The sequence below is a fragment of the Streptomyces sp. NPDC003248 genome, from assembly GCF_055563235.1.
The window spans coordinates 289,447-303,256 of record NZ_JBVHDT010000009.1 but is presented as its reverse complement, the minus strand read 5'-3'; the positions used below and the strand labels follow the sequence as shown (position 1 = coordinate 303,256).

Here is a 13,810-nt window from a genome sequence, read left to right as displayed (position 1 = left end):
GTCAGTGGGTCCCCGTAGGATGGACCGCATGGCCAAGACCAGTACGACGACCCAGGGGCTGCGTGCGGCGATCGAGCGCAGCGGCTACTACCCGGCCCTCGTGGCCGAGGCGGTGGAGGCCGCCGTGGGCGGCGAGCCCATCCGGTCGTACCTGGTCCACCAGGAGACCACCTTCGACCAGAACGAGGTGCGCCGGCACGTGACCGTGCTGGTCCTCACCGGCAACCGCTTCATCGTCAGCCACACCGACGAGCAGGCCGCCGACACCACCTCCCCGACTCCCTACGCCACGACGTCCACCGAGTCCGTGAAGCTCGGCCGGATCTCGTCCGTCGTGGTCAGCCGCGTGGTCGCCAACCCCGAGTCGTACACGCCCGGCACCCTGCCCCGCGAGGTCGTGCTGACCATCGGCTGGGGCGCCGTGTCGCGCATCGACCTGGAGCCCGCGGCCTGCGGCGACCCGAACTGCGACGCCGACCACGGCTACACCGGCAACTCGACGGCGGACGACCTCAGCCTGCGTGTCAGCGAGGCCGGGGACGGACCGGAGACGGTGCGCCAGGCCCTCGTTTTCGCCCAGGCGCTCTCCGAGGCGACCGCGGACCTCACCCGCTGATGGCTCAGCCCGTCTGGGACCACCCGGAACCCCTCGCCCTCTCCTCCGCCCCCGTCCCCGAGTACGGCACCGGTTCCCTCGCCGACCTGCTGCCCACGCTGGCCGCCGGCATGGGCGTACCCGGTATGACCGCGGCGATCCCCGAACTGGCCCCGGCCGACCGCGCCTGCGTCTTCCTGATCGACGGCCTCGGCTGGGAACAGATCAAGGCCCACCCGGACGAGGCGCCCTACCTGCACGCACTGCTCGGCAGCTCGCGCGGCGGCACCGGACGCCCGCTCACCGCCGGCTTCCCGGCGACCACCGCCACCTCCCTGGCATCCGTCGGCACCGGCCTCCCGCCGGGGGCCCACGGCCTGCCCGGCTACACCGTGCGCGATCCCGCCACCGGCGAGCTGATGAACCAGCTCCGCTGGCAGCCGTGGACCGAGCCGCGCGCCTGGCAGCCGCACCCCACGGTGTTCCAGCTGGCGGCCGCGGCCGGTGTGCACGCCGCGCAGGTGTCCTCGCCCACCTTCGAGAACACCCCCCTGACCAAGGTCGCGCTCAGCGGCGGAACGTTCCTCGGACGCCTGACCGGCGAGGAGCGGATGGACCTGGCGGCCGCCCGGCTCGCGGCCGGCGACCGCTCCCTCGTCTACACGTACTACGCCGAACTCGACGGCGCCGGCCACCGCTACGGCGTCGCCTCCGACACCTGGCGCGGCCAGCTCATGACCGTCGACCGGCTCGTCCAGCGCCTCGCCGAGCAGCTCCCGCCGCGCAGCGCGCTCTACGTCACCGCCGACCACGGCATGATCGACGTGCCCTTCGACGAACAGCACCGCATCGACTTCGACGAGGACTGGGAGCTGCGCGCGGGGGTCGCCCTGCTGGGCGGCGAGGGCCGGGCCCGCCACGTCTACGCCGTACCGGGCGCCGAGAACGACGTCCTGACCTGCTGGCGCGAGGTGCTCGGCGAGCAGTTCTGGGTGGCCTCGCGGGACGAGGCGATCGAGGCCGGCTGGTTCGGACCGCCCGCCGGGATCGACGAGCGCGTGTACGCCCGCCTGGGCGACGTGATCGCCGCCGCCCGGGACGACGTCCTGCTCATCGCCTCCCAGCGGGAGCCGAACGAGTCGTCCATGGTCGGCAACCACGGCTCGATGACCCCTGCGGAGCAGCTCGTCCCGCTGCTCGAAGTACGCTCCTGAAGCGCCGCCCCCCGCCCTCCCCCCGCCGAAAGGTGCTCATCCCCCCATGCCCGAGCTGGTCTTCTTCTCCGGAACCATGGACTGCGGGAAGTCGACGCTGGCTCTCCAGATCGAGCACAACCGCTCCGCGCGCGGTCTCCAGGGCATGATCCTCACCCGCGACGACCGCGCGGGCGAGGGCAAACTCTCCTCCCGCCTCGGCCTGGTCACCGACGCCGTCGAGGTCAAGGACGGACAGGACCTGTACGCCCACCTCGTCGACCACCTCTCCCACGGCGGCCGGGCGGACTACGTGATCGCGGACGAGGCGCAGTTCCTCGCCGAGGAGCAGATCGACCAGCTCGCGCGGGTGGTCGACGACCTCGGCATCGACGTCTACGCCTTCGGCATCACGACCGACTTCCGCTCCAAGCTGTTCCCCGGCTCCCAGCGGCTCGTCGAACTCGCCGACCGGGTCGAGGTCCTCCAGGTCGAGGCGCTGTGCTGGTGCGGCAACCGCGCCACCCACAACGCCCGCACGGTCGGCGGCGTGATGGTCGTCGAGGGGGCCCAGGTCGTCGTCGGCGACGTCGACCAGGCCGACACCGTCGGGTACGAGGTGCTCTGCCGCCGTCACCACCGCCGCCGTATGACGGCCGCGACGGCCCGGGCCGCGGCCCTGTCCCCCGACGTGCTGCCGGTCACACCGGCCTGATCCCCGCTCGGCCCGCACCCGCGCACCGCGCCGGTCGACGGCGCGCGTCGCGAACCGCCGCCCGCGGCAGGCACCGCCGGCATTCCGTTGCCCGGAGGCCGGTTGCCTGGATGCCGGTTGCCTGGATGCCCGTTCCCCGGACGCCCGTTCCCCGGGCGCCGAAGTCGCCGACAACTCCTCGCCGACGCACCGAATATGGCTATGATCATCCCAGGCAAGGCTGTAGCGCAGAGGTCGTCGCGCCCTAGCATCGAGCTGGAGGACGTCGGTTCGAATCCGACCAGCCTTGCCGCCCTTGTCGTGGAGGAACTCGATAGGCGTCGGTCCGTCCTGGGCGGGCGGGGGGCGATGCCGCCCTCGGCGAGCCGGGCACCGGCGATGGACCGGTGGAGTGGTGATGACGCAGCCGACACCCGTACGCTGCCCGGCGATCGAACACCCGGACATCCCGGTCGTCGATCCCACCCGGCTGGACCCGCTGCTGGCCCGGCTGAGGTCGGCGCGGGCCGTCGACACCGACGAGACCTTCCCGCTCGGCACCGTGCGCGCCGACGGACGGGTCGACCTGTGCAAGCAGGGGCTGGGCCCGGCCGGCGCCGCCCGCCTGATGCCCGTCGCCGCCTCCTCCCCGCACGCCGCGCACGTCCTGCTCGGCACCAACTCCATCGGGGACGAGGGAGCCTCGTCGGTCGCGCGGGCACTCGCCGACGGCCACGGCCTGCGCACGCTCTACCTCGGCTGCAACCGCGTCGGCCCGGCAGGAGCCGACGCCCTCGCCGCCGCGCTGTCGACGGACGACACGGTCCGCGCGCTGTGGCTCAAGCGCAATCCGGTGGGCGACGACGGCGCCCTCGCCCTCGCCGCGATGCTCCGCCGCAACACCACGCTGCGCACCCTCGACCTGGTCAACACCGGCCTCACCACCGAGGGGCTGCGCGCCCTGCTCGACGCCCTCGCCGGCCGCCCCCGCCCGGTGGAACGCCTCTTCCTCGGCGGGAACGGCCTGACCGCCGACGCCGCCGGACTGCTGGCGGCACTGATCCGCGACGCGGGGGTGCGCGAGCTGTACCTGCCCGCCAACCACCTCGGCGACGAGGGCGCCGCCGTCCTCGCGGCCGCGGCCGACTCCACGCGGCCCGTTCGTCTCGGACTGGGCGGCAACGGCATCGGCCCGGCCGGCGCGCGCGCCCTCGCCGGCGCCCTGGCCGGGATCGAGGCGCTCGACCTCGGCCGGCCGATGTCCGAACGGAGCCTCGGCGCCACCACCAACTCCACCGGCGACGACGGCGCCCGCGCGCTGGCCGCCGCGCTCGCGGGCAGCCCCCTGCGCCGGCTGGAGCTGTGCCACACCGGGCTCACCGGGCGGGGCGCGAAGTCCCTGCTGGCGGCCGTACCGGACGACTCGCCGCTGGAGTACGTCGGTCTGGGCCCCGGCCTGCCCCGGAAGGTCAAGCGGTCCTTCGGCCGGCGCCTGCGGCCCGCGGCCGGAGCCCACCCGGACCTGCGCGCGATAGGAAGTGTCTACCGTTGAGCCCGCGCCCCCGCCCCGAACTCCTGAGCTTCTCCTCCGAGGAGGCGGCGAGCCGACGGCGGATCCGCCGCTACGCGGTGCCCCGGGACATGATCGAGCGCGCGACGGAACGGCGCGAGGCCGGCGACTGGCGCGGGGCGTGCGCGGCGGCCGGCGTGGACATCGCCGTCGACCTGCCGGAGGCCGCCGAACACTGGGGCGACGACGTCGCCGCGGCCCTGGAGGACGACCTTCGCCACCTGGTCCCGGACCTGGTGCGCTGGCACCTGCCCCGGCTGCTCGGCGGGCGGACCACACTCGACACCGACCGGACCGTGGTCCTCGCCCGCTACCGTCCGGTGGAAGCGGACGAACGCCGCCGCTCCACGCCCTACCTCCACCTCACCACGCCCACGATGGTGGAGGGCCCGCAGCGGATCACCCTGCGGTTCGGGACGGTCGCGAACGAGAAGGCCGTAGGCGTCTTCGGGAGCCTCACCGAGGACTGGCGCCACGCCCGGCACCTGTGGGACGCCCGGCACACCGCCGACCTGGCCTCGCGGTGGGGCGGCGGCGGACGGCCGCCGTTCTTCCACCCCGACGGCAGGCCGCGCACCGCGGACGAACTGCCCACCGCCGACCCCGGTCCCGCCGACCCGGCGGCCCGCGCCGAGTGGGTCACCCTGCTGCACCAGAGGGGCGACGTCCGGGCGGCCTTCGCCGCGGCCGGGATCGAACTCGACCTGACACCCCCGACCGGCCCCGGCTGGTACCGCGTCGACCCCGAGCAGCTCATCGGCGCACTCGCGCTCGACCACACCCGCCTGGCGCCGGAGATGCGCCGACTGGCGGACCAGGGCCTCGGGGACCGCTTCGTCATCGCCGGCGACTGGCGGACCAACGTCCTGCTGGAGCCGACGGCGCCCGGCCCCGGTGCCGGACTGCGCGCCAGGGCCGCCAACCAGGGCGACACCGAGAACGTGCCCTTCCTGGCCGAGGCCCTCTGGCGCAGGCTCCCCGACCTCGACCTGATGCGGATCGGCGGAGTCGAGCCGCGGCACCTGCACCCACTGGTCCGCGAGGCGCTGTTCCCCGCCCTCGACGTCACCGGCGGTCCCGTCGGCCCGCCCGGTCCCGCCGCGCCCGCCCCCGTCCGGGTCAGGTGCCGCGGCGCATGGCACGAGGTGGGCTTCCGCCCCGGCGGTCTGCTCCACATGCCGCACAGCGACGACGAACAGCGGCGCGAGCAGGCCCTGCGCGCGTTCGGCGGCGCCGTCGCCGGATGCTTCGCCGTCCAGCAGACGTGGACGTCGGGCGAAGGCCGGCTGCCGAAGGCGCTGCGCGCCCAGCGGCGAGACCTCTTCCTGCGCGCCCAGCACGGCGACACCCACGGCGTGCTCGCCCTCCTGGACGCCGGCGTGGACCCCCGGGTCCGCGACGCCGGCGGGCGCACGCTGCTCCACGTGCTGCACCAGCTCGACCACGAGCCGCTCCTGCCCCGGCTGCTCGCCGAGGGACTCGACCTCGAGGCGCAGGACCACCGGTACCGCACACCGCTGTACGTGGCGGTCAACGACGGCGGTTCCAGGGCCCTCGTGGAGGCGTTCCTCGCCGCCGGCGCCCGGATCGACGTGGTCGACCAGTCGGAACTCTCGCTGGCCCAGACCGTCCGCCGGTACAAGCGCCACGACCTGGCCTTCCTGCAGAAGCGTGTCCAGGAGGAACACCCGGGCATCGGCGCCGACTGGTGGGACGAGTGGATGGACGAGAGGGAAGAGGAAGACGAGAGGGAAGAGGAAGACCGCGACGGCGAGGACGAGGACGAGGACGAGGACCTGTGAGCACCGCCCCCACCGCCCGGACCGGGACGAACCCGCTGGCCGCCGCGGACGACCTGGTCCGCAGGCTGCGCACCCGGCGCACCGAACCCGCCGCCAACCCCCAACTGGAAGCCCTCGCACTGGCCGTGACGGCCAATCAGCCCGTCCTGCTGTGGGGCGAACCGGGCATCGGCAAGTCGGCCGGTCTGGAGCAGCTCGCCGCGGGGCTCGGCCTTCCGCTGGAGACGGTCATCGCCAGCGTGCACGAGCCGTCGGACTTCGCCGGGCTGCCGATCGTCGGGGACGACCCCGCCGTGACCGGTGTGCCGATGGCCCCGCCCGACTGGGCGGTCCGGCTCACCCGCGCCGGGCAGGGTCTGCTCTTCTTCGACGAACTGTCCTCGGCGCCTCCGGCCGTGCAGGCCGCGCTGCTGCGGGTCGTCCTCGAACGCCGGGTCGGCAGCCTCGTCCTGCCCGACGCGGTGCGTATCGTCGCCGCCGCCAACCCGCCGTCCAGCGCCGCGGACGGCTGGCACCTGAGCCCGCCGCTCGCCAACCGCTTCGTCCACCTCGACTGGACCCACGACCCCCGCACCGTCGCGCGCGGCATGGCGGGGACCTGGCCGGAGGTGGCCGTTCCCGTGGTCGATCCGGCCAAGGTGCCCGGCGCCGTCGCGCGGGCCCGCGGTGCCGTCTCCGGCTTCCTCACCGCCCGGCCGGGCCTGGTCCACCACATCCCCGCCGACGCCGAGAGCCGGGGCCGCTCCTGGCCGTCCCCGCGCACCTGGGAGATGGCGCTGCGGCTGCTCGCGACGGGGTACGCGACCGGCGCCGGCCGCGAGGCGCTGGCCGCCGCGCTCACCGGCGCCGTCGGGCACGGCGCGGGCATCGAACTGCTGTCGTACCTGGAGAACCTCGACCTGCCGGACCCCGAGCGCGTCCTCGCCGACCCCGAGGCGTTCGCGCTGCCCGAGCGCGGTGACCGCCAACTGGCCTTCCTCATCGCGGTGGTCTCCGCCATCCAGAGCGATCTCACCCGGCCCCGCTGGGAGGCGGGCTGGACGGTCCTGGCCAAGGCGGTGGACGCGGGCGTGCCGGACGTGGCCGCCCGGGCCGCCACCGACCTCGCGGCGATGCGCCGGCTCGACTGGCCCGTACCGCCCGGCATCGACGGCTTCCTGGACCTGTTGCAGCTGTCCGGGGCTCTGCCCGGCGGCCGGTGACGTCCGCGGACATGACAGCCCCCCGCGCGAACCTGGACATGACGAAGCTGCTCGCCGCCCGCTACCGGGCGGCGAGCGACCGGCCGTATCTCGCGTCGGCCCTGTACGCCCTGACCCTCGTGCCCAGCCCCGAGGTGCCGACGATGGGCGTCGACCGGCACTGGCGCTGCTACGTGTCACCCGCCTTCGTCGACGCGACCCCCGTGGAGGAGCTCGCGGGCGTGTGGGTGCACGAGGTGGCGCACCTGCTGCGTGACCACCACGGCCGCGCCGACCGGCTCCCCGCCGCCGACCAGCGCGACCGGCACCGCGTCAACGTCGCGCAGGACTGCGAGATCAACGACGACCTCCTCGCCGACGGCCTGCGCCTGCCCGACGGGCGCGTCGAACCCCGCCTCTTCGGCCTGCCCGCCGGGCAGTTGTTCGAGGCGTACCTGGAGCGGCTGCCGGCGCACGTCCGCGGACACGACTGCGGATCGGGCGCCCACGGCTGCCCGACGCCCTGGGACCTTCCGGGATCCGCCGGTCCCACCCCGCTCGGCGAGGTCGAGGCCCAGGCACTGCGCCGGCACACCGCCGAGGCGATGCGCGCCCACCAGCGCAGCCGCGGCACCCTGCCGGCGGGCTGGCAGCGCTGGGCCGAGGAGGTCCTCGAACCCACGGTGGACTGGCGTCAGGCGCTGACCGGCGCCGTCCGGGAGGCCGCCGCCTGGGCCGGCGGGGCCGTCGACTACACCTACCGCCGCCCGTCGCGCCGCACACCGGCGCTGCGCGGCGTCGTCCTGCCGAGCCTGCGCCGTCCGCTGCCCCGGGTGGCCGTCGTCGTCGACACCTCGGGCTCTATGGGCGACGCGGAACTCGCTGCGGCCCTGGGCGAGGTCACGGGCGTCCTGCGCGAGGTCGGCGTACGGGGCAACCGCGTCACCGTCCTCGCCTGCGACGCCGACGTGCACGCCGTCTCCCGGGTGACCGCCACCGAGCAGATCGCCCTCGGCGGCGGTGGCGGCACGGACATGCGCGTCGGCATCGCCGCCGCCCTCGCCGCCCGGGACCGCCCGAGCATCGTCGTCGTCCTCACCGACGGGTACACGCCCTGGCCCGACGAGACTCCGTCCTGCCGCCTCATCGCCGCCCTGATCGGCCCCGAGGCACCCCAGCCTCCGGGCTGGGTGGAGACCGTGCGCATCCCCGCCGGCTCTCCCGGGTAGCGGTGTGCCATCGTGCACGACCGCGGCCACGACGCACCAGAGCGGGGCAGCTGTCTCGCCTCTTCGGGCACTCATCGTGCCCGATTGCTTCCTGACTCGGCGCCTTTTCTGCGTTTAACGTCCGGGAGTGAGCCTCTGGACTTCCCTCGAGCCCGCCTCCGCAACCGTGGACCCGGGTGACAGTACGACGGTACGGCTGCGTCTGCGCAACACCGGTGACGTGGTGGACGAGTACCGCTTCGAGGCGGTGGGCTCTGTCGCCCCCTATACCGTCGTGGAGCCGCAGTCGCTGCGCTTGTATCCGGGGACGACGGGGACGGTGGAGCTGACGTTCGCTCCGCCGCGTACGCCGGATGCGACGGCGGGGCCGAATCCGTACGCGGTGCGGATCACGCCGACGGAGCATCCGGAGGCGACGACGGTTCCCGAGGGGAACCTCACCATCACTCCCTTCACGGACCTGCGGGCGGAGTTGGTGCCGCCGACGGTGAAGGGCCGTTTCCGTGGCCGTCCGAGACTGGCCGTGGACAACCTGGGCAACACGAAGCTGACGGCGTCGGTGAGCGGCAGCGACAACGGTGATCAGCTGTCGTACGACATACGTCCGAGCAATGTGCAGATCGAGCCGGGCCGCGCGGCGTTCGTCGAGACGACGCTGAAGCCGCGGCAGATCATCTGGTTCGGGTCGGCGGAGCACCGGCCCTACACCCTGGCGGTGCAGCGGTCGGGTGTGACGCCGCTGGCCGTGGAGGGCACGTATGTGCAGCGGGGTTTCCTGCCGCGCTGGCTGGCGGTCTTCCTCAGTTTCTCCATGGCGCTGGCGATCACGGCCGTGATGCTGTGGATCGCCTACAAGCCCCAGGTCCGCAGCGCCGCCACCGAAAGGCTCGAACAAGCCGCCATCAGCACGCTGCCGCCTTCTGCCTCACCGACCCCCGAGGCGCCGAAGGCCCCGTCCGCCGACGTCGCGGCGCCCCCGGCCGCGACCGTGACACAGCAGGCCGGCGAAGCCGGAGCCGGAGCCGGAGACGGGGCGGGGGGTGGTGGTTCCGAGGAGGAGGAGACCGAGGCACAGGAGAAGACCGCGGCGACCGCGGTCCTGCAACTGGCCGCGAAGGACCCGAGCGCACGGCACATCTGCTACCGCGTCTATACGTCGGACCAGGGCTGGTCCGACGCCGTGTGCGACGGCGTGACGGCGGGCTCGGCGGGCTCGGGGACACCGCTCAAGGCCGTCAACGTCGCCGTGTCCGGAACCAACGGCACATCCGGCAACGCCTACGTCCACAACCCCGCGTCGACCAATGGCGAGGGGTACTACCCCGGTCCCTGGTCGAGTGCCGCCGACGGCGTCGACAACTACGTCGGAAGCACCGAGAAGGACGCCCCGAACATGCTGGGACACATCATCACCGTCGACGGCGGCGCCAGCACCGTCTGCCAGTCCGCCTACGTCAAGGACGACGGCTGGACCAGCTCGGTGTGCAGCGACCCCGGCTCCACCACGTACAACTTCAGCTACGCCGGCACCTGGGACAACGACTCGTGGATCGAAGCGGTCAGGCTCACGGTGTGATCCGAAGCGTTGTCCTCCGGCATACGAGAGCCCTGCCGTCCGAAAGGAACCGGCAGGGCTCTCACGACCGTACGAGGGTCAGACGGACGCCTCCGACGCGGCCAGCCCGACGAACCCCGCCCAGGCCCCACGCGAGACCGTGAGCACGGGACCGGCCTCGCCCTTCGAGTCCCGGACGTGCACAACTGCCCTGGCAGCAGCAACCTCTACGCATTCGCCGCCCTCGGTTCCGCTGTAGCTGCTCTTGAACCAGGCGAGGTCGGAGGCGACGGTCGAGGACTCAGCGTTGTTCATAGTGATCCCAGCAACCTTTCGATGAACTCCGTTGACTCTCGCGGACTGAGAGCCTGTGATCGGATAATCCCATAGAGTGCGGCCGCCAGAACCCCTTGCTCCGGGTCGGTCTGGAGAGAGCCGATGCCCCGTGCCTCCGCGTAAACGAACTTCTTGCCGTCCTTGCGCGTGACAACGGTGAACGGTCCGTTCACGCCCGCGTTGTCCTCACGGTCGAGCGGCATGACCTGGATCTCGACATTGCGCTTCTGACCGATCAGCAAGAGGTGCTCCAACTGGCCACACTGCACCGCCTTGCCTCCGTACGGACGTCGTAGGAGCGCCTCGTCGAGTACGAAGCTCAGGAACGGTGCGGGTCTACGGTCGAAGATGTCCTGCCGGACCAACCGTGCCGCCACACGCTGCTCGATGGTCTCCTCGTCCAGAGGGGGACGCCTCATGGCAAGCAGAGCCCTCATGTGCTCCTCGGTCTGAAGCAGGCCATTGAGCACAGGCATGCTGTACGAGACCAGCTCAACGGCTTCCTTCTCCAAGGCGGCCATCCCCTGGAAGAACACCGGATACTGCGCCCGCTCCACCTGCTCCTTCCACAGGCACAGCAATCCGCCCGCCCCCAGCACCTCATCGGCCCGCTCGATCGTCCGGGGTGACGGAATCCTCCGCCCCTGCTCGAACGAGGCGACCGTGGACGCCGAGTAGCCGAGCCGCCGCCCGAACTCCCCGCGCTCCAGGCCCTCCCGCAGCCGCAGCGTCTTCAGGGTCTGCCCGAACGCGACGACGACGCCTCGCCCGGCGTCCTCCTCCGGTCGCCGCCCGGCCCCGTCGTCGTTGTCCCAGCCGTCTCCAAGGCTCACGACCGTCCCCGAGTCGCCGTTCCCCTGCGATCCGGAAGCCGCCTCGGCCTCCGCCACCGCGTCTTCGCGCTCCGCCATGTCCATCACCGCCTCCTTGCCCCAACGCCCCCGCACGGGACGCCGTCACGGTGCGCAGCGCGTACCCGCCCGGACATGGCGCGTACAGCCGCCCCTGTCGCTGCGTCACCACTGGTCACGCTACGCGACCGGCGGGACCGTGAGGGGCGTGACGACGAAACCCATCAATCCCACCGACACCACGCAACCCACCACGCAACACACCACCCCCTGCGCCCCCTTGAAGGCGCCCCCGCCACCGGGCCGCTCTTTCGGGATGCGCTTCACCTCCACACCCCGCGGAGCCCGTCTCGCCCGCCGCCTCGCGGCCGAACGCCTGGACGCGTGGGGCATCCTGTACGGCACCGACCGGCACGACGCGATCGTGCTGATCGTCGCCGAGCTCACCGCGAACGCCGTGAGCCACGGCCACGTCCCGGGACGGGATTTCCACCTGCGTCTCAACGCCACTTCCGACGGCCGCACCGTACGAGTCGAGGTCACCGACACCCGCACCGAACGCCATCCCCGCCGCCCCACCACGTCGGAGGGTGCCGACGAGGGCACCGAGGAGACCGGCCGCGGACTGCTCCTCGTCTCGCGGCTCGCGGCCCGCTGGGACTGGCACCCGTGCCCGGACGGACCGGGCAAGACCGTCTGGGCCGAGTACGCCGAGTACGAGTAGGTACGCGCCGCCGCGCGGGAGCGGAGCGGCCCGCCCCCGTTCGCGTCAGTGCGGGCTCCGGAGCAGCGCGAACCGTGCGCCCTCCGGGTCGGCCACCGTCGCCACCCTGCCGTGCGCCGTGTCGTGCGCCGGTGTGAGGACCCGCCCGCCCAGGTCGCTCAGCAGACCGAGCGCCTCCTCGACGTCGGCGACCTCGAAGTACGTCAGCCAGTGCGGTCCCCGGTCGCGGGGCAGCGTCCGGCCGAGGCCGCGGATGCCGGCGACCGGGCGGCCGGCGACGCGCAGGATGACGTAGTCGGTGTCGTCGGAGACCGCGCGCTCCCGCTCGTAGCCGAACACCGTCTCGTAGAACTTGGCGACGCTCACCGACTCGAAGGTCAGCAGTTCGTTCCAGACGGGCGTGCCGGGCACGCCGCTGATGTTCGTGCCGAGGTGGGCGGCCGCCTGCCAGATGCCGAAGACGGCCCCGGAGGAGTCCGAGCCGATGGCCATGCGCCCGGCGTCGGCGGCGTCCAGCGGGCCCACCCCGATCGTGCCGCCGCACAGGCGCACCGTTTCGGCCGTCCTGTCGACGTCGTCCGAGGCGAGGTAGGGGGTCCAGGCGATGGGCAGGCGGCGGTCCGGGGGCAGTTGGCCGATGCCGGCCACCTCACGGCCGTCCAGCAGGGCCCGCACGTACGGGCCGAGTTGCTGCGGACCGGGCCGGAACTCCCAGCCGAACAGGCCGCCGTAGAACTCCTGGGTGGCGGTCGGTCCGTGCACCATCAGGCTCACCCAGCAGGGTGTGCCGGGCGCGTACCGGGCGTGTGCCTCGCCGTCTCGTCCGGCCGATCCACGTGCCTCGGTCATCGTCGCTCTCTCCTCGGCCCCTCGCGGTGGCCGCGTCGCTGCCGCCCTCCGGCCCTCGTGCCGATGCTCGCACCACCCGGGGTACCGCGCGCCCCGGGCGCGCCGCCGCGGCACGGTCCGCGCAGGGAGGTGCCCGATATACGGTTGCCGGTTCGTTTCCGCGCCATTTCGGCAGGTGTCGATCGAGTGGTACGGCATGTGCCCGAACCTGTACGTCGGGTGATCGGACCTGTCCGGCGGAGGAGAGTAGCCGGACCTCGGCGGCGGGGCCACCCCGTGCGCAAGGATGGGGCCATGAACGCCATCATCTCCGCATCCGAACTCGCGAGCGCCCTGGCGGGGGAGAACCCGCCGGTCGTGCTCGACGTCCGCTGGCAGCTCGGCGTGGCGAAGGCGGCCGGCGAGCCGCCGTTCGACGGCCGGGCCGCGTACGCCTCCGGCCATCTGCCCGGCGCCGTCTACGTCGACCTGGACCGGGAACTGGCCGGCGCGCCCGGCACGGGCGGCCGCCACCCCCTGCCCGACGTCGAGGACTTCGGCGCCGCGATGCGCCGGGCGGGCGTGTCGGCGGCCCGGCCGGTGGTCGTGTACGACGGCGGCCAGGGCTGGGCGGCGGCCCGCGCGTGGTGGCTGCTGCGCTGGACGGGGCACCCGGACGTGCGCGTCCTGGACGGCGGACTGCCTTCTTGGACGGGGGACCTCTCGGTCGACGCGCCCGTGCCGGCGGAGGGCGACTTCCGGCCGGTGCCCGCGTCCGACGGCCTCCTCGACGCGGACGGCGCCGCGGCGCTCGCCCGTTCCGGTGTGCTGTTCGACGCCCGCGCGGGGGAGCGGTACCGGGGTGAGGTCGAGCCGATCGACCCGGTCGGCGGGCACATCCCGGGCGCCGTCTCCGCGCCGACGAACGAGAACCTGGGCCCGGACGGCCGGTTCCTGCCCGCCGAGGAGCTCGGGGACCGGTTCAAGGCGCTGGGAGCGGTCGACGGCACGTCGGTGGGCGTGTACTGCGGCTCCGGCGTCTCCGGCGCCCACGAGGTACTGGCGCTGGCGGTGGCGGGCATTCCGGCGGCCCTGTACGTCGGCTCGTGGTCGGAGTGGTCGTCGGACCCGTCCCGGCCGGTCGCCGTGGGGCCCGACCCGCAGTGACGTGAGGCACGCCCGGGGGGCCGCGCCGAACGGTGCGGCTCCCCCTCACGTATGACTCCCCGTGCGAACCGGCGACGTCCTGAGG

Annotated in this window: 13 protein-coding genes and 1 tRNA gene; 11 read left to right on the top strand and 3 right to left on the bottom strand. The window is 73.5% G+C overall.

Annotation, left to right across the window (positions count from 1 at the left end):
* Nucleotides 1–19: 19 nt before the first annotated feature.
* The 9 genes from ACZ3KJ_RS22690 (at nt 20) to ACZ3KJ_RS22650 (ending at nt 9,840) form a co-directional block, all read left to right on the top strand.
* On the top strand, nt 20–616 hold the full coding sequence (locus ACZ3KJ_RS22690; RefSeq protein ID WP_389515713.1) for a DUF5998 family protein: 597 nt from the start codon (nt 20–22) through the stop codon (nt 614–616).
* On the top strand, nt 616–1,809 hold the full coding sequence (locus ACZ3KJ_RS22685; RefSeq protein WP_467529435.1) for an alkaline phosphatase family protein: 1,194 nt from the start codon (nt 616–618) through the stop codon (nt 1,807–1,809). Before ACZ3KJ_RS22690 ends, ACZ3KJ_RS22685 begins: the two co-directional genes overlap by 1 nt.
* 46 nt (nt 1,810–1,855) lie before the next feature.
* The gene (locus tag ACZ3KJ_RS22680; RefSeq protein ID WP_467529433.1) at nt 1,856–2,503 is read left to right on the top strand and encodes a thymidine kinase; all 648 of its coding nucleotides are present in this window, start codon (nt 1,856–1,858) and stop codon (nt 2,501–2,503) included.
* 216 nt (nt 2,504–2,719) lie between these two features.
* A tRNA-Arg gene (locus ACZ3KJ_RS22675) sits at nt 2,720–2,792 on the top strand.
* Between the two features lie 108 nt (nt 2,793–2,900).
* Nucleotides 2,901–4,034, top strand: a complete 1,134-nt coding sequence (locus ACZ3KJ_RS22670; RefSeq protein WP_467529432.1) for a leucine-rich repeat domain-containing protein — start codon at nt 2,901–2,903, stop codon at nt 4,032–4,034.
* On the top strand, nt 4,031–5,854 hold the full coding sequence (locus ACZ3KJ_RS22665) for an ankyrin repeat domain-containing protein (RefSeq protein WP_467529430.1): 1,824 nt from the start codon (nt 4,031–4,033) through the stop codon (nt 5,852–5,854). Before ACZ3KJ_RS22670 ends, ACZ3KJ_RS22665 begins: the two co-directional genes overlap by 4 nt.
* On the top strand, nt 5,851–7,056 hold the full coding sequence (locus tag ACZ3KJ_RS22660) for an AAA family ATPase (protein ID WP_467529428.1): 1,206 nt from the start codon (nt 5,851–5,853) through the stop codon (nt 7,054–7,056). The genes ACZ3KJ_RS22665 and ACZ3KJ_RS22660 overlap by 4 nt, the downstream gene beginning before the upstream one ends.
* An 11-nt stretch (nt 7,057–7,067) precedes the next feature.
* On the top strand, nt 7,068–8,264 hold the full coding sequence (locus ACZ3KJ_RS22655; protein WP_467529427.1) for a vWA domain-containing protein: 1,197 nt from the start codon (nt 7,068–7,070) through the stop codon (nt 8,262–8,264).
* Between the two features lie 127 nt (nt 8,265–8,391).
* Nucleotides 8,392–9,840, top strand: coding sequence for a COG1470 family protein (locus ACZ3KJ_RS22650; protein ID WP_467529426.1), 1,449 nt, complete (start codon nt 8,392–8,394; stop codon nt 9,838–9,840).
* Nucleotides 9,841–9,918: 78 nt separating this feature from the next.
* Here ACZ3KJ_RS22650 and ACZ3KJ_RS22645 read toward each other — a convergent pair whose 3' ends face one another.
* Both ACZ3KJ_RS22645 and ACZ3KJ_RS22640 read right to left on the bottom strand, forming a co-directional pair.
* Complete coding sequence (locus ACZ3KJ_RS22645; protein WP_467529424.1) at nt 9,919–10,134, bottom strand: DUF397 domain-containing protein; 216 nt, start codon at nt 10,132–10,134, stop codon at nt 9,919–9,921.
* Entirely contained in the window at nt 10,131–11,066 is a 936-nt protein-coding gene (locus ACZ3KJ_RS22640; RefSeq protein WP_467529479.1) for a helix-turn-helix domain-containing protein, read from the bottom strand. The genes ACZ3KJ_RS22645 and ACZ3KJ_RS22640 overlap by 4 nt, the downstream gene beginning before the upstream one ends.
* A gap of 148 nt (nt 11,067–11,214) precedes the next feature.
* Between ACZ3KJ_RS22640 and ACZ3KJ_RS22635 the strand changes: the two genes are divergently transcribed.
* Nucleotides 11,215–11,730: an ATP-binding protein gene (locus tag ACZ3KJ_RS22635; RefSeq protein ID WP_467529422.1), complete on the top strand. Its 516-nt coding sequence runs from the start codon at nt 11,215–11,217 to the stop codon at nt 11,728–11,730.
* Nucleotides 11,731–11,775: 45 nt separating this feature from the next.
* Here ACZ3KJ_RS22635 and ACZ3KJ_RS22630 read toward each other — a convergent pair whose 3' ends face one another.
* Nucleotides 11,776–12,579, bottom strand: a complete 804-nt coding sequence (locus tag ACZ3KJ_RS22630) for a VOC family protein (RefSeq protein WP_467529420.1) — start codon at nt 12,577–12,579, stop codon at nt 11,776–11,778.
* A 294-nt stretch (nt 12,580–12,873) separates the two neighbouring features.
* On the opposite strand from ACZ3KJ_RS22630, the gene ACZ3KJ_RS22625 reads away from it, so the two are divergent.
* Nucleotides 12,874–13,725 carry a sulfurtransferase gene (locus ACZ3KJ_RS22625; protein WP_467529419.1) on the top strand — a complete coding sequence of 284 codons (852 nt, stop codon included), beginning with the start codon at nt 12,874–12,876 and terminating at the stop codon, nt 13,723–13,725.
* The last annotated feature ends 85 nt before the right edge of the window (nt 13,726–13,810 follow it).